Below are 14,333 nucleotides of genomic sequence, written 5' to 3'. Positions count from 1 at the left end.
GTCAGACTACCTTGATGGTGAGATCGCCCACGCCGCCGACGTGGCACTGCATGACATCGCCCTTGACCACCGGGCCCACGCCCTCGGGCGTGCCGCTGAAGATCAGGTCGCCGGGCTGCAGCTCGAACAGCTTCGACAGGTACGACACCATCTCCGGCACCGACCAGATCAGGTCCGACAGGTCGCCGCGCTGCTTTTCGACGCCGTTGACCGACAGCGTGACCTCGCCCTTTTGCGGATGGCCGATGGCCGCGACCGGCACGATCGGGCCGATCGGCGCGGAGCGGTCGAAGGCCTTGCCGGTCTCCCACGGGCGGCCAGTCTTCTTCGATTCGTTCTGCAGGTCGCGGCGCGTCATGTCCAGGCCCACGGCATAGCCGAACACATGGCCGGCGGCCTGCTCGACCGGGATGTCGCGGCCGCCCTTGCCGATCGCCACCACCAGCTCCACTTCATAGTGGCAGTTGCTGGTGCCCGGCGGGTACGGGAAGGCGCCCTCGGTGCCGTCGGCGACGTAGCTGACCGCGTCGGACGGCTTGCAGAAGAAAAACGGCGGCTCGCGGTCGGGGTCCGAACCCATTTCCCGGGCATGGGCGGCATAGTTGCGGCCGACGCAGTACACGCGCCGGACCGGAAAGCTGGCGTCGCTGCCGCGCACTGGCACGCCAACGGGTGCGGGCGGGGCGAACACGAATTCGGTCATGCATCTCTCCAGATAGGTCAGATCGGTGCTGCGACGGGGCCCGGTGCCGGGCGCAGCAGGGCAACAGGATACACCGCGAGGCCGGGGCCTGCGTACGGCCGCATACAATGAATCCAGGCACGCTCGCAGCGCCGCTGCACCCGGACTGGGGCGCCAAACCCACCTTGCCGGCGCGAATCTTGCATGGCGCACTGCAACAGAGCCAGCCATGACAAGACGCCATCCGCCCCCCTCGCCCACTCCAGCGAAGCCGGCCACCCCCGCCGCCGGCCGGGTGCTGCGTATCCTGCTCGTGCGCGACCCGCTCGACGCCGATCCCCTGAACGTCGAGACCATCCGCAGCGGGCTGGTGAACGCTGGCTTCACCGAGATCCAGGTCGTCGACGCGGACCTGCGGCTGCCCGACGTGATCACCGCCAGCCAGCCTGACATGCTGATCATCGCGTCCGAGTCCGCGGCGCGCGACACCATCGAGCACGTGTGCGTCTCGACCCAGCATGCCCCGCGCCCGATCGTGCTGTTCACCGACAATGACGACAGCCAGCGCATCAAGGCCGCCCTGAGCGCCGGCATTACCGCCTATATCGTCGACGGCCTGCGCGCCGAACGCGTCAAGACGGTGCTCGACGTCGCCTATGCACGCTTCGAACTGGACCAGCAGCTGCGTGCCGAACTCGACGCCACGCGGCTGAAACTGGCCGAGCGCAAGGTGGTGGAGCGCGCCAAGGGCCTGCTGATGCAGGCGCGCGGGCTGAGCGAGGAAGACGCCTACAAGCGCCTGCGCAGCATGGCGATGGAACGCGGGCTGAAGCTGGTGGATGCCGCACAGCGCGTGATCGACGTCATGGGCTGAGCGCCCTGCCATCGCCGCCGCGGTGCAACGCCGCACGCGGCTGGTGCGTTGCACCCTCCTGGCGCCCCCCTCCTTACCGCCTGGCCGATCCATCTCCGCCTGAGTGCGGCGGCTGTGTCCGGACCGCGTCACGTACGCACCGACCTCGCCCATTTCGCCCCGTTCCGGCACCACGTTCCCCCAAATGCTGCACCGCATGATGCTGGCACACGGCTTGCGTCATGCTGGTATCGGCCAACGGCGGCCGATCGACAATTCAGGCGGACACGGCCAACGCGGGCCGCGTCACGCCACGGACAACGGCGTCCCCGCAACGCACCGGTCTTCTGGCGAAGCCGGCGGCGGCAGGGGACGCTTTTTTTTGGAGCCAAGCAATGCCCACTCGCCTCAGCCATGCCAAGCCGCTGCACGCAGCCGTCCAGAACGCCGACGCCGCTGCCGACGCGGTACCGGCCAGCAGCGGCCGGCGCCGTGCGCTGGCCACCATCGCCGGCGCCAGCGTGATGACGCTGGTCGATCCGCTGGTGCGCGCCGGCGCCTGGGCGGCGGGCTCCGACGCGCCGGAGAAGACTGAGGTGCGCATCGGCTTTATTCCGCTGACGGACTGCGCCTCGGTGGTCATGGCGGCCACGCTCGGGCTCGACAAGAAATACGGCATCAAGATCACGCCGACCAAGGAAGCCTCCTGGGCGGGCGTGCGCGACAAGCTGGTCAATGGCGAGCTGGACGCCGCCCACGTGCTCTACGGCCTGGTCTATGGCGTGCAGCTCGGGATCGGCGGGCCGAAAAAGGACATGGCCGTGCTGATGAGCCTGAACCACAACGGCCAGGCCATCACGCTGTCGTCCAAGCTGGCCGAGAAGGGCGTGCGCGACGGCGCCAGCCTGAAAGCGCTGATGGCGAAGGAAAAGCGCGACTACACCTTCGCCCAGACCTTCCCGACCGGCACGCACGCGATGTGGCTGTACTACTGGCTGGCGGCCAACGGCATCAACCCGATGCAGGACGCCAAGGCCATCACGGTGCCGCCGCCGCAGATGGTGGCCAACATGCGCGTGGGCAATATGGATGGTTTCTGCGTGGGCGAGCCGTGGGGCGCGCGCGCGATCGCCGACAAGATCGGCTTTACCGCCGAGACCACGCAGGCGATCTGGAAGAACCACCCGGAAAAGACCCTGGGCACCACCGCGGAGTTCGTGCAGAAGCATCCGAACACGGCGCGCGCGATGGTGGCGGCGGTACTCGAGGCCTCTAAATTCATCGATGCATCGGCCTCCAACCGCCGCAAGACCGCCGAGACCATCGCCGCCAAGTCCTACGTCAACACCGACATGGACATCATCCTCGACCGCATGCTGGGCCGCTACACCAACGGGCTGGGCAAGACCTGGGACGACCCCGACGCGATGAAGTTCTACCAGGACGGCAATGCGAACTTCCCGTTCCTGTCCGACGGCATGTGGTTCCTGACGCAGCACAAGCGCTGGGGCCTGCTCAAGGCCCACCCGGATTACCTCGCCGTGGCCAGGCAGGTCAACCGCATCGACATCTACAAGCAGGCCGCCACTGCCGCGCAGGTGCCGCTGCCCAAGAGCGACATGCGCAGCTCGAAGCTGATCGACGGCGTGGTCTGGGACGGCAAGGACCCGAAAGCCTACGCCGACGGTTTCAAGATCAAGGCCGCCGGCACGGCCGCCGCCTGATCCAGAGTGCCCTGACCAAAGGAGCCCGACATGAATGCCATTGCCTCCACCACGCCCGATGCCGCAGCCGATCCCGACACCAAGGAACGGACACGCCGGCGCGAACAGGAAATCTCCGCGCAGGCCCGGCGCGCGGCACGCCGCGAGACCGCTGCCGCGCTGGTGCTCAAGGCGGTGCCGCCGCTGCTGGGCTTCGCCCTGTTCGTACTGGCCTGGCACGGCATCGCCATCATGATCCCGGCCATCCCCACGCCGGGCGCGACGTGGAACGCCGCGGTGCCGCTCTTTGCCGACCCGTTCTACCGCAACGGTCCCAATGACCAGGGCATCGGCTGGAACGTGCTGGCGTCGCTGGCGCGCGTGGCAGCGGGCTTCGGCCTGGCCGCGCTGGTCGGCATCCCGGCCGGCTTCCTGATCGGGCGCTTCGCCTTCCTGAACGCCATGACCGCGCCGGTGATCAGCCTGCTGCGGCCGGTTTCGCCGCTGGCATGGCTGCCGATCGGGCTGCTGCTGTTCAAGGCGGCCAATCCGGCCGCGATCTGGGCGATCTTCATCTGCTCGATCTGGCCGATGGTGATCAACACCGCGGTGGGTGTCACGCGCGTGCCGCAGGACTACCTGAACGTGGCGCGCGTGCTCGACCTGTCGGAATGGAAGGTGTTCACGCGCGTGCTGCTGCCCGCGGTGCTGCCTTACATGCTGACCGGCGTGCGGCTGTCGATCGGCACGGCCTGGCTGGTGATCGTCGCGGCCGAGATGCTCACCGGCGGCACTGGCATCGGCTTCTGGCTGTGGGACGAGTGGAACAACCTGAAGGTCGAGCACATCGTGATCGCGATCTTCGTGATCGGCATCATCGGGCTGCTGCTGGAGCACGCGCTGCTGGCGCTGGCCCGGCGCTTCAGCTACGGCACCAACTGATACGCGGGGAGAATCGCCATGGACAAGTTCGTCAGCATCGAAAACGTCGGCCAGACCTTCAAGACCCGCAAGGGACCGTTCGTCGCCCTGCGCGATATCAACCTGCATATCGCCGAGGGCGAGTTCATCACGCTGATCGGCCATTCCGGCTGCGGCAAGTCCACGCTGCTGAACCTGCTGGCGGGACTGGCCACGCCCACCACGGGCGCGCTGATCTGCGCCGGGCGCGAGATCGCCGGGCCGGGGCCGGAGCGCGCGGTGGTGTTCCAGAACCATTCGCTGCTGCCGTGGCTGACCTGCTTCGAAAACGTCTACCTGGGCGTGGAGCGGGTGTTCTCGGCCAGCGAGGGCAAGGCGCAGCTCAGGGCGCGCACCCACGACACGCTGGCGCTGGTCGGCCTGAGCCACGCCGAGGGCAAGTATCCGCACGAGATCTCCGGCGGCATGAAGCAGCGCGTGGGCATTGCCCGCGCGCTGGCGATGGCGCCCAAGGTGCTGCTGATGGACGAGCCCTTCGGCGCGCTCGATGCGCTCACGCGTGCGCACCTGCAGGACGAGCTGATCAAGATCGTGGCGGGCACGCGCAGCACGGTGGTGATGGTGACGCACGATGTCGACGAGGCCGTGCTGCTGGCGGACCGCATCGTGATGATGACCAACGGCCCGGCCGCCACCGTCGGCGAAATCCTCAAGGTGGAGCTGCCGCGCCCGCGCGACCGCGTGGCGCTGGCGGACGATCCGGCCTACCACCGCTGCCGCACCGCGGTGCTGGACTTCCTCTACCGCAAGCAGCGCAATCCGGCGCTGCTGCAAGCGGCGTAGCGGCGGAGCGGCGTAGCGGCGCGGGGCGCGCCCGGCGGCCATGGGCGAGGCCGCCGCGCTCCGCTATCATGAACCCAGAACACACTACCCCCACGCCACCATGACCACCGCCGCCGCCCCATTTCCCGCCGCCCGCTTTATCAAGGAGATCGGCCGCGGCGTCAACGGCGCGCGCGCGCTGCCGCGCGAGGACGCGCAGGCCCTGTTCGACGCCATGCTGGCGGGCCGCGTGTCCGACCTGGAGCTGGGCGCCATCCTGATGGCCTATCGCATCAAGGGCGAGGCGCCGCACGAGCTGGCCGGCATGCTGGAGGCCGCGCATGCGCACTGCGAGCCGCTGCCGGCGCCGCCGGACCGGCAGGTGGTGGTGATCCCCAGCTACAACGGCGCGCGCAAGCAGCCCAACCTGGTGCCGCTGCTGGCGCTGCTGCTGGCCCGCGAAGGCATTCCGGTGCTGGTGCACGGCACGCGCGTGTTCGAGGGTCGCGTGACCAGCATGGCGCTGTTCGAGGCCCTGGGCGTGCCCCTGTGCGCGAGCACCGCCGAAGCCGCGGCCAGGCTGCGCGATGGCGACGGCAATGGCCCGCTGGCGGTGCTGCCGGTGGATGTGCTGTCGCCCGGGCTGTCGCGGCTGCTGGAGCGGCGCACCGTGATCGGCCTGCGCAATTCCTCGCACACGGTGGCCAAGATGCTGCAGCCGGTGGGCGAGCACTCGCCGGCCGAAGGCCTGCGGCTGTACAGCTACACGCACCCCGAATACCGCGAGACGCTGACCGACTACTTCTCCCACGAACCCGCCAACGTGCTGCTGGCGCGCGGCACCGAGGGCGAGGTGGTGGCCGATGCCCGGCGCACCGGCCGCATCGACTGGCTGCATGAAGGCCACCAGCACACGCTGGTGGGCCAGGCCGGCGGCTCGATCGGCGACGTGCCGGAGCTTCCGCCGGGCAGCGATGCCGGCCTGACCGTGGCCTGGATCCGGCGCGTGCTGGACGGCGCGGTGCCGGTGCCGGCGCCGATCACCATCCAGATCGAGGCCGTCCGCGAATGCCTGCGCCAGGGCACTCGCGTGACCTGGGCCAGCCCGGTCTGAGCCAGCCCCGGCACCACCGTCAGGGCTTGCGCGGGGGCAGCGGAATGCGCTCGGTCTCGCCGGGCACGCGCGGGAACTGGTCGTCCTCCCAGCGCTGGGCCGCGGCCTCGATCGCCACCTTGCTGCTGGCGACGAAATTCCAGTAAATAAAGCGGTGCCCGTCGGTCGGGTCGCCGCCGAGCAGCATCACGCGCGACGGCGCCGTGGCCGTCAGCGTGGCCGGCTGGCCCGGCGTGAGCACCACCATGTGCTCGGCCGGCAGCGGCTCGCCGTCGAGCGCGACCGCGCCGTCGACCGGATAGATGCCGCGCTCGGCGTGGTCGGCGGGAATCTCCACGCTGGCGCCCGCGTCCAGCTCGATCGCCACGTACAGCGTGCGGCTGAAGACCTGGACCGGCGAGGTCTGGCCGAACGCATCGCCAGCAATCACCACCATGCGCAGGCCGGGCCGCTCGATGCGCGGCAGCGTCGCGGCGGGATGGTGGAAGAACGACGGCTCGGCGCCCTCGTGCTGCTGCGGCAGCGCCACCCAGGTCTGGATGCCGTGCAGGCGTGCGCCCTCCGGCCGCACGTGCTCGGGCGATCGCTCGGAATGCACGATGCCGTGGCCGGCGGTCATCCAGTTGACGTCGCCAGGGCGGATCGCCTGGTCGCTGCCCAGGCTGTCGCGATGGATGATCTCGCCCTCGAACAGATAAGTAACCGTGGCCAGACCGATATGGGGATGCGGGCGCACATCGGCGCCCTGGCCCGGTGGCAGCTGCACCGGTCCCATATGGTCGAAGAAGATAAACGGCCCGACGGTCTGGGTTGCCGCGGCCGGCAGCAGGCGGCGCACGGTGAAATCGCCCAGGTCGCGCACATGCGGCTTGAGCAAGTGTTCGATAACAGACATAACTCCTCCGATCCGATAAGAGAGGCTCGCAAGCATGCCAGTGCGCTGCCCGCGGGTCGAGTGTAGTCGGTGGTGGAACAGAGCATTGCGCCGGCAGGCAGAACCCCGTTGCCACACCAGGCTCTAACTACCAGTGCGCGGCGGCAGCGGTATCGTTGCCGTCGCATTATGATCTACCTGACTATCCAAACAGACAGATCGATACCCGGGAACTATCGGAGCCACCGGTACTCCAATTAGCACTCACCCGGCCAGAGTGCTAAGATGTGTTGCAGTGCCGCCGATTCCCCGAAGGGCCGCGGCGCACCGGCAACCAAACCGCCGGACGCGAAAGGAGCCATTGAGTGAACGCAGTCTTGTCTGCCGACCAAACCCTGACGAACAACCGTCTGCCGACGGTGCCCCGGAACACGGGCAGCTTTGCGCTGACCTTTCCGGCGACCGTGGGCAACCTCGACAGCTACATCCAGGCTGTCCACCGCATTCCGCTGCTGACCGCAGAGGAAGAGCAACGCCTGGCGCGCGAGCTGCGCGACCACGATTCCGTCGATGCGGCCCGCCGCCTGGTGATGTCGCACCTGCGGCTGGTGGTGTCGATCGCCCGCCAGTACCTCGGCTACGGCCTGCCCCATGCCGACCTGATCCAGGAAGGCAATATCGGCCTGATGAAAGCGGTGAAGCGTTTCGATCCGGACCAGGGCGTGCGCCTGGTGTCGTATGCGATGCACTGGATCAAGGCCGAAATCCATGAATACGTGCTGAAGAACTGGCGCATGGTCAAGGTGGCCACCACCAAGGCCCAGCGCAAGCTGTTCTTCAACCTGCGCAGCCACAAGCAGGGCGGGCACACCTTCACGCCGGAACAGGTCGAGGCCGTGGCGCGCGAGCTGAACGTCAAGCCCGAAGAAGTGATGGAGATGGAAACCCGCCTGTCGGGCGGCGACCTGGCGCTCGAAGGCCAGGTCGACGACGGCGAAGAGGAATTCGCCCCCATCGCCTACCTGGCCGACAACCACAACGAGCCGACGCGCGTGATGGAGGCCAAGCGCCACGACCGCATGCAGGTCGAGGGGCTGGAAGAAGCGCTGGGCAAGCTCGACGAACGCAGCCGCCGCATCATCGAGGCGCGCTGGCTCAACGTCGAGGACGACGGCTCCGGCGGCGCCACGCTGCATGAGCTGGCCGACGAGTTCGGCGTATCGGCCGAGCGCATCCGCCAGATCGAGGCGGCGGCGATGAAGAAGATGAAGGGCGCGCTGCAGGCATTCGCCTGATCCCCAGCCGCAAGCATGCAAAAGGCCGGTCCCTGGACCGGCCTTTTTGTTGCCCGCGAAGCGTTGGTGCGACGTTATGCCACACCCTTGCGCCCCGCTTGCGTCAGGACAACAGCTGCTTCAGGTCGTGCGCGATGGGCTCCGGACCCTGGCCATGGCGGATGAACAGCCGCAGCTTGCCCTGCGGGTCGAACACATAGCTGCCGGCCGAGTGATCCACGGTGTAGTTGTTGGGTGAACTGCCCGGCACCTTGGCGTAGAACACCTTGAAGTCCTTGGCCAGCTTCTGCAGCGCGGCCTCGTCGGCCGGGCGCAGCCCGACGAAGCGGGGATCGAAGGCGGGCACGTACTGCGCCAGCAGCGCCTGCGTATCGCGCTCCGGATCGACCGTGACGAACAGCACCTGCACGCGGTCCGCGTCCGGCCCCAGCTGCTCCACGACCGCCTTCAGTTCGGCCATGGTGGTGGGGCAGACATCCGGGCAATGGGTGTAGCCGAAGAACATCACCACCGCCTTGCCCTTGTAGTCGGCCAGGGTGCGCACCTTGCCGGTGTGGTCGGTCAGCGAGAAGTCCTTGCCGAAGTCGGCGGCGCCGGTGATATCGACATTGCGGAACAACGCCTTCTGCTGTCCGCAGGCAGCCAGGGCGAGGGCCAGCGCGGCCAGCAGGGAAAAGCGGCGGAAGGCGGCAAACAGGCCGGAAGCAGGGCTGAGGCTTGGCATGCGGGGGACGGGTCAGGGATGAGAAGGAAACAGCATGCAGTATCGCCGATCATGCTGCCGCGCTCGCGCCGGCGCGGCAAGATGCCGCAGCCGGGGCACGCGAAAAGAGCAGGTCAGACCTGCGGCACGAACTTGAAGTAATGGTCGACCAGCAGCGCAGCGAACAGCAGCGACAGGTACAGGATCGAGAAGCGGAAGGTGCGCTGCGCCAGTTCGTCCGAATAGTTGCGGTACAGCTTCCAGGCATAGGCCAGGAAGCCCGCCCCAAGCGCCAGCGCGGCCGCCAGGTAGATGTAGCCACTCATGCCGTAGACAAAGGGCAGCAGCGTCGCCGCGATCATGATCAGCGTGTACAGCAGGATATGGAGCAGCGTGTAGCGCTCGCCGTGCGTCACCGGCAGCATCGGCAGCCCGGACTTGGCGTAGTCGGCGCGGCGGTACAGCGCCAGCGCCCAGAAGTGCGGCGGGGTCCAGGTGAAGATGATCAGCACCAGGAACCAGGCCTCGGCCGGCACCTCGCCCGCCACCGCGGCCCAGCCCAGCGCCGGCGGCATCGCCCCGGACAGGCCGCCGATGACGATGTTCTGCGGCGTGGCCGGCTTGAGCAGGATGGTGTAGACCACCGCATAACCCAGGAAGGTGGCAAAGGTCAGCCACATGGTCAGGTCGTTGGCGTAGACGTGCAGCAGCCACATGCCCGCGCCACCCAGGATGGCGGAGAACACCAGCGTCTGCCGCGTAGTGATCTCGCCGGTGGCGGACGGGCGCCAGGCGGTGCGGCGCATCAGCGCATCGATCTTCTGCTCGACCAGGCAATTGATGGCGAAGGCCGCGCCGGCCAGCAGCCAGATGCCGGCGGCGCCGCCGATCAGCACCGGCCAAGGCACCATGCCGGGCGTGGCGAGGAACATGCCGATGATGGCGCAGAACACGGCCAGCTGCGTCACGCGCGGCTTGGTCAGGGCGGCATATTGCCGGGCCAGGTGCCGTATGCGGCTCAACTTGCCCAGGGAATGGGGATGGGTAGCGGTAACCACGGAAGGGGTCTTGTCTTTCATGTGGCGCGGGCGGCAGTCGGCACGGCAGCGGGGGCGCCGGCGGCCCGGGTCGTCAGCCCGATATTGTAGTGGAGACGGACCAGCAGCAGCAGCAGCACCGCGGCGCCGCCGTTATGCGCGACCGCCGCCACCAGCGGCCAGTCGAACACGATATTCGACATCCCGGTGGCCAGTTGCAGCACCAGCGTCGCCAGCAGCCAGCCGGCGGCGCGGCTGAGCCCTTCGAGCCGGCGCGCACGCAGGGCGAACCATGCCAGGTAGCCCAGCACGATCACCGCAAAGCCGCGATGCACCCAGTGGATCGCCACCAGCGCCGCGTGCGGGATGTAGTCGCCGTCCGCGGTCATGCCCAGCTGGCGCCACAGCGTAAAGCCATGGCGGAAGTCCATCTCCGGCACCAGCTGGCCATTGCACAGCGGGAAGTCGGTGCAGGCCAGCACCGCATAATTGGTGCTGACCCAGCCGCCCAGGAAGATCTGGATCACCAGCAGCAGCAGGCCGATGCGCACCGGCCAGCGCAGCCGCGCCGCCTGCGGCGCGACCGGGTGCGGCGGGTCGTTGCGCGAGCCCAGCTGGATCAGCACCGCCAGCAGCGCCATGCCGAGCATCAGGTGCGTGACGACGATGATGGGCTGCAGCTTCAGGGTCACGGTGAAGGCGCCGAAGGCGCCCTGCACGCACACCAGCAGCAGCACGCCGGTGGCGAACCACGGCGACTGCTTCAGTTCGCGCCGCTTGACCCACGCCAGCACCATCAGCGTGATGATCAGCACGCCGACGGCCATGGCGAAGTAGCGGTGGATCATCTCGATCCATGCCTTGGCCAGCGTCACCGGCCCGCTGGGCATGGCGGTCTCGGCCGCGCGGATCGGCTCCATCGCGGCATGCGGGTTGGAATGCCCGTAGCAGCCCGGCCAGTCCGGGCAGCCCAGCCCGGAGTCGGTCAGCCGCGTGAAGCTGCCGAACATGATCAGGTCCAGCGTCAGGAACGCCGTGATCCAGGCAAGCTTGCGGTACTTGTTGCGGTCGCCCTTCACCATCACGTAGGACAGCGGAAACAGCGCGATCAGGACGCCGATGATGGCCAGTTGCAGCAGCATGCCGTCCCCTCAGCCGATGCGCGAGACCTTGAGCAGCTTCTTCAGGTCGCCGCTCATCTTCTTCGGGTCCGGGTCCTGGGGGAAGCGCATCATCAGGTTGCCCAGCGGGTCGACCAGGAACAGCGTGTCCTCGGCGCGCTTGCCCGGCTCGGCCGGCAACCAGTGCTGCGCGGCCTGGCGGTCGATACGCAGGAAGCGCACGCCCGCGTAGGGCTCGTTGTAGGCAGAGACCAGGCGTTCGTCGATCTTGCCGTCGTCGGTCACCAGCCACACCGGCACGATGCGCAGGCGGTCCTGCCCCTGCCCGGCGCGGATCTGGCGGATGGTGAACAGCTTCTTCGCGCAGGCCTCGTCGCAGGCCGACGGATCGGCGCTGACCAGCAGCCACTTGCCGCGGAACTGCTCCAGCGGCACGGCCTGGCCCTGCTCGTCGGTGACGCGCACCGGCGGCATCGGCCGCTGCGGGTCGACCAGCGCGCCGTAGTTGGTGGCGCCGCCGCGCGGCTTGATCACGTAGTAGGTGAAGTACGAGGCAATCACCGGCGACGCGCATACCAGCAGCAGCATCAGCATCTGCAGGCGGCCACGGCGCGTGCGCGCGTCGATGCGGGCGTCGCGCGGCGAAGCCGCGGCGGCCGGAGCGGAGTCTTGCTGTGCCATGGAGTACGTCTGTCCTTTGTCTTCGGCAAGCCAATGCACCGGTACGCGGCGCAAGGGCGGTCAATTCATTCGATCAGGGTGCGGCCAGCCGCCGTGCGCGGCGCCAGCCCAGCACGACCACCAGCACCACCGTCAGCGCGGCCAGCCCGAACCACTGGAAGGCATAGCCATAGTGGCGCTCGGCGCCGACGTCGGCTGGCAGCCAGTCGCGCGCCAGGCCGTCGCCGCTATCGCTGCGCTGCTCGATCACCAGCGGGTGCAGGGCCAGGCCGGTTTCGGCGGCATACGGCGCGATCTCGAGGTTCTGGCGGATCCGGCTGCCGGCCGCCTCCTGGCCCAGGCTATAGACCCGCGGCACTCCGGCCAATGCCGTGCCGGTGATGGTCACCTCGCCCTCGGGCGTCGGGAACGGCGCGATCCGGGTGCGGTCCTCGGCATCGCGCGGCAGCCAGCCGCGCAGCACCAGCACCGCGCGTTGAGCGCCGGCCTCATCGGGCGCCGCGCCGATCACCAGCGGCGTCACCACCAGGAAGCCGGCGCGGCTGTCGCCGCTGCGGCCGCCGGTGCCGTGGGGGCGATTATCCAGCAATACGGTGCGCGATGCGTCGAAGCGCCCGCTCACGCGCACCACGCGATCGGTCACAACTTGTGACAGCGGCGCCGTGCCAAGCACCACCGGCGGCTGTGCGGCGAGCACTTGCAGCCGGTCGGCGCGCGCTTCCTTCTGGTGCGCGCGGTCGAGCTGCCAACTGCCCAGCGCGCAAGTCACCGCGATCACCACCGCGGCGGCGGCCAGCGGCAAGGGGCTGGCGAAGCGGCGCCAGCTCATCGCCGCGGCGGCACTGCGCAGCGGGTGCCGGTGCGATAATGGCCCTGTGCGCCGCACGTCGCGCCGCGCCTACCCCCAATCCGCCCCGCCATGCGCTTTGTCATCATCATCGCCTTCATCCTGATCATCGCCAGCCTGGCCTCGGCCCTGTTCTTCATGATGCGCGACCGCGGCAAGACGCCCAACATGATGCGCTCGCTGATGCTGCGCGTGGGCTTCTCGGTGGCGCTGTTCCTGTTCATCCTGTTCTCGAGCTGGATGGGCTGGATCCACAGCACCGGCATCCGCATGGCGCCCTGAACGGGCGCGCCGCGCCGGCTCCGACCGCGGCCCGCAAAAGACAAACGCCGCAGGCTGGCCAGGCCCCTGCGGCGTTTCTCTTTTGCGTTGGCGCCGGCGGTCCCGGTCAGTCCCGGGGCCCGCCGGCCGGTACGGCAGCCGGATTTACAGCCAGTACACCACGATGTAGAGGAACAGCCACACCACGTCAACGAAGTGCCAGTACCAGGCCGCGCCTTCGAAGGCGAAGTGGTGCTCCGGGGTGAAGTGGCCCTTCAGCACGCGGATCAGCACCACCGCCAGCATGATCGCGCCCATGGTCACGTGGAAACCGTGGAAGCCGGTCAGCAGGAAGAAGGTCGAGCCGTAGATGCCCGAGCTCAGCTTCAGGTTCAGGTCCGAGTAGGCGTGCATGTACTCGTACACCTGGAAGCCCATGAAGATCGCGCCCAGCAGGATGGTCAGCGACAGGCCCTGGATCAGCTGGCTGCGCTTGCCGGCCAGCAGCGCGTGGTGCGCCCACGTCAGCGTCACGCCCGACATCAGCAGCAGCGCGGTGTTGATGGTCGGGATCGGCCACGGGCCCATGGTCTGGAAGTTTTCCACCACGCCGGCCGGGCCGGTGTTGGGCCATACCGCGGCAAAGTCGGGCCACAGGATCTTGTTGTTCAGGTCGCCCAGCCACGGCATGGCGATGGCGCGGGCATAGAACAGCGCGCCGAAGAACGCGGCGAAGAACATCACCTCGGAGAAGATGAACCAGCCCATCGACCAGCGGAACGACAGGTCGATGTTCTTGCCGTACATGCCGCCTTCGGACTCGCTGATGGCGTCGCCAAACCAGCTCTTGAGCACGAACAGGAACCACAGCAGGCCGAAGCCGCACAGGTACGGCGCCCAGGACTGCCCGTTTACCCAACCGGCGGCGCCGGCGCCCGTCATCAGCAGGCCGAAGCTTGCGGTGATGGGGTGGCGCGACGGGCCCGGTACGAAGTAGTACGGAGCGTTTGCGCGATTCGCACTCATTCTTTTATCTCCAGCTCAGAGTCTTTGATTCAGTATTCGTTGTCCCCGCCTTGGCACTGCAGGCCAACCGCCTCCTCTGGTTGGCCCCGCCGCCGCGGTTGCTTTGTTCTGCGACTGCTTTTGTTGTCTACCCTTCCTGCCCTGCTACGCCGCCGCCTGGCTGACCACCAGGCGCACGATCACGACCAGGACCGCGATGAACACCGCCGCCGCGATCAGCCCGGCGATCACCACATGCACCGGGTTCAGCCGGGCCATGTCGCGTTCGTGCTCCGCGCCCTTGCGCAAGCCGATGAACGACCACAGCACCGCGCGCATGGTCTGCGCAAACGACAGCTTGCGCTTGACCGCGTCCTTCATCTCATCCATCGCCCGTCCTCCGCTTGACCGGCC

The 14,333-nt window shown here is 68.2% G+C and carries 16 protein-coding genes; 7 read left to right on the top strand and 9 right to left on the bottom strand.

Features of this window, described 5'->3' with window-relative positions:
• Position 1: 1 nt before the first annotated feature.
• Positions 2-703 carry a fumarylacetoacetate hydrolase family protein gene (locus tag CBM2588_RS03000; RefSeq protein WP_115679293.1) on the bottom strand — a complete coding sequence of 234 codons (702 nt, stop codon included), beginning with the start codon at positions 701-703 and terminating at the stop codon, positions 2-4.
• Between the two features lie 208 nt (positions 704-911).
• On the opposite strand from CBM2588_RS03000, the gene CBM2588_RS02995 reads away from it, so the two are divergent.
• The 5 genes from CBM2588_RS02995 to ybiB all read left to right on the top strand — a co-directional run bounded on the left by CBM2588_RS02995 (position 912) and on the right by ybiB (position 6,095).
• Complete coding sequence (locus tag CBM2588_RS02995; protein WP_115679292.1) at positions 912-1,556, top strand: ANTAR domain-containing response regulator; 645 nt, start codon at positions 912-914, stop codon at positions 1,554-1,556.
• A gap of 374 nt (positions 1,557-1,930) precedes the next feature.
• The gene (locus CBM2588_RS02990) at positions 1,931-3,259 is read left to right on the top strand and encodes a CmpA/NrtA family ABC transporter substrate-binding protein (RefSeq protein WP_115679291.1); all 1,329 of its coding nucleotides are present in this window, start codon (positions 1,931-1,933) and stop codon (positions 3,257-3,259) included.
• Positions 3,260-3,289: 30 nt separating this feature from the next.
• Positions 3,290-4,180, top strand: a complete 891-nt coding sequence (gene ntrB, locus CBM2588_RS02985) for a nitrate ABC transporter permease (RefSeq protein ID WP_115679290.1) — start codon at positions 3,290-3,292, stop codon at positions 4,178-4,180.
• A gap of 18 nt (positions 4,181-4,198) precedes the next feature.
• Positions 4,199-5,002 (top strand): ABC transporter ATP-binding protein, encoded by an 804-nt coding sequence (locus tag CBM2588_RS02980; protein ID WP_115679289.1) that lies wholly within the window; start codon positions 4,199-4,201, stop codon positions 5,000-5,002.
• A 100-nt stretch (positions 5,003-5,102) separates the two neighbouring features.
• Positions 5,103-6,095 (top strand): DNA-binding protein YbiB, encoded by a 993-nt coding sequence (ybiB, locus tag CBM2588_RS02975; RefSeq protein WP_115679288.1) that lies wholly within the window; start codon positions 5,103-5,105, stop codon positions 6,093-6,095.
• Between the two features lie 19 nt (positions 6,096-6,114).
• On the opposite strand, the gene CBM2588_RS02970 is transcribed toward ybiB, so the two are convergent.
• A complete protein-coding gene (locus tag CBM2588_RS02970) occupies positions 6,115-6,990 on the bottom strand; it encodes a pirin family protein (protein ID WP_115679287.1) in 876 nt (291 codons plus the stop codon).
• Positions 6,991-7,334: 344 nt separating this feature from the next.
• On the opposite strand from CBM2588_RS02970, the gene rpoH reads away from it, so the two are divergent.
• Positions 7,335-8,264, top strand: a complete 930-nt coding sequence (gene rpoH / locus CBM2588_RS02965) for an RNA polymerase sigma factor RpoH (protein WP_092307491.1) — start codon at positions 7,335-7,337, stop codon at positions 8,262-8,264.
• Positions 8,265-8,367: 103 nt separating this feature from the next.
• On the opposite strand, the gene CBM2588_RS02960 is transcribed toward rpoH, so the two are convergent.
• The 5 genes from CBM2588_RS02960 to CBM2588_RS02940 form a co-directional block, all read right to left on the bottom strand.
• A complete protein-coding gene (locus CBM2588_RS02960) occupies positions 8,368-8,988 on the bottom strand; it encodes an SCO family protein (protein ID WP_115679286.1) in 621 nt (206 codons plus the stop codon).
• A 113-nt stretch (positions 8,989-9,101) separates the two neighbouring features.
• Positions 9,102-10,046 carry a heme o synthase gene (gene cyoE, locus CBM2588_RS02955; protein ID WP_115679285.1) on the bottom strand — a complete coding sequence of 315 codons (945 nt, stop codon included), beginning with the start codon at positions 10,044-10,046 and terminating at the stop codon, positions 9,102-9,104.
• Positions 10,043-11,146: a COX15/CtaA family protein gene (locus tag CBM2588_RS02950; protein ID WP_115679284.1), complete on the bottom strand. Its 1,104-nt coding sequence runs from the start codon at positions 11,144-11,146 to the stop codon at positions 10,043-10,045. The genes cyoE and CBM2588_RS02950 overlap by 4 nt, the downstream gene beginning before the upstream one ends.
• 9 nt (positions 11,147-11,155) lie before the next feature.
• On the bottom strand, positions 11,156-11,806 hold the full coding sequence (locus CBM2588_RS02945) for an SCO family protein (RefSeq protein WP_115679283.1): 651 nt from the start codon (positions 11,804-11,806) through the stop codon (positions 11,156-11,158).
• A 73-nt stretch (positions 11,807-11,879) separates the two neighbouring features.
• Positions 11,880-12,635 (bottom strand): SURF1 family protein, encoded by a 756-nt coding sequence (locus CBM2588_RS02940; protein WP_115679282.1) that lies wholly within the window; start codon positions 12,633-12,635, stop codon positions 11,880-11,882.
• 90 nt (positions 12,636-12,725) lie between these two features.
• Between CBM2588_RS02940 and CBM2588_RS02935 the strand changes: the two genes are divergently transcribed.
• Positions 12,726-12,935, top strand: a complete 210-nt coding sequence (locus CBM2588_RS02935; RefSeq protein WP_012351630.1) for a twin transmembrane helix small protein — start codon at positions 12,726-12,728, stop codon at positions 12,933-12,935.
• A 144-nt stretch (positions 12,936-13,079) separates the two neighbouring features.
• Here the strand turns inward: CBM2588_RS02935 and CBM2588_RS02930 are convergent, their stop codons facing one another.
• Both CBM2588_RS02930 and CBM2588_RS02925 read right to left on the bottom strand, forming a co-directional pair.
• Complete coding sequence (locus tag CBM2588_RS02930) at positions 13,080-13,940, bottom strand: cytochrome c oxidase subunit 3 (protein WP_115679281.1); 861 nt, start codon at positions 13,938-13,940, stop codon at positions 13,080-13,082.
• A 144-nt stretch (positions 13,941-14,084) separates the two neighbouring features.
• Positions 14,085-14,309 (bottom strand): DUF2970 domain-containing protein, encoded by a 225-nt coding sequence (locus tag CBM2588_RS02925; protein WP_115679280.1) that lies wholly within the window; start codon positions 14,307-14,309, stop codon positions 14,085-14,087.
• Positions 14,310-14,333: the final 24 nt, after the last annotated feature.

This window comes from Cupriavidus taiwanensis, from assembly GCF_900250075.1.
GTDB lineage: Bacteria > Pseudomonadota > Gammaproteobacteria > Burkholderiales > Burkholderiaceae > Cupriavidus > Cupriavidus taiwanensis_C.
This window is presented reverse-complemented; position numbering and strand designations above follow the sequence as displayed.

Coding starts and splice junctions, on each gene's coding strand:
- CBM2588_RS03000 (WP_115679293.1), bottom strand. CDS start 703: ATGACCGAATTCGTGTTCGCCCCGCCCGCACCCGTTGGCGTGCCAGTG.
- CBM2588_RS02995 (WP_115679292.1), top strand. CDS start 912: ATGACAAGACGCCATCCGCCCCCCTCGCCCACTCCAGCGAAGCCGGCC.
- CBM2588_RS02990 (WP_115679291.1), top strand. CDS start 1,931: ATGCCCACTCGCCTCAGCCATGCCAAGCCGCTGCACGCAGCCGTCCAG.
- ntrB (WP_115679290.1), top strand. CDS start 3,290: ATGAATGCCATTGCCTCCACCACGCCCGATGCCGCAGCCGATCCCGAC.
- CBM2588_RS02980 (WP_115679289.1), top strand. CDS start 4,199: ATGGACAAGTTCGTCAGCATCGAAAACGTCGGCCAGACCTTCAAGACC.
- ybiB (WP_115679288.1), top strand. CDS start 5,103: ATGACCACCGCCGCCGCCCCATTTCCCGCCGCCCGCTTTATCAAGGAG.
- CBM2588_RS02970 (WP_115679287.1), bottom strand. CDS start 6,990: ATGTCTGTTATCGAACACTTGCTCAAGCCGCATGTGCGCGACCTGGGC.
- CBM2588_RS02960 (WP_115679286.1), bottom strand. CDS start 8,988: ATGCCAAGCCTCAGCCCTGCTTCCGGCCTGTTTGCCGCCTTCCGCCGC.
- cyoE (WP_115679285.1), bottom strand. CDS start 10,046: ATGAAAGACAAGACCCCTTCCGTGGTTACCGCTACCCATCCCCATTCC.
- CBM2588_RS02950 (WP_115679284.1), bottom strand. CDS start 11,146: ATGCTGCTGCAACTGGCCATCATCGGCGTCCTGATCGCGCTGTTTCCG.
- CBM2588_RS02945 (WP_115679283.1), bottom strand. CDS start 11,806: ATGGCACAGCAAGACTCCGCTCCGGCCGCCGCGGCTTCGCCGCGCGAC.
- CBM2588_RS02940 (WP_115679282.1), bottom strand. CDS start 12,635: ATGAGCTGGCGCCGCTTCGCCAGCCCCTTGCCGCTGGCCGCCGCCGCG.
- CBM2588_RS02935 (WP_012351630.1), top strand. CDS start 12,726: ATGCGCTTTGTCATCATCATCGCCTTCATCCTGATCATCGCCAGCCTG.
- CBM2588_RS02930 (WP_115679281.1), bottom strand. CDS start 13,940: ATGAGTGCGAATCGCGCAAACGCTCCGTACTACTTCGTACCGGGCCCG.
- CBM2588_RS02925 (WP_115679280.1), bottom strand. CDS start 14,309: ATGGATGAGATGAAGGACGCGGTCAAGCGCAAGCTGTCGTTTGCGCAG.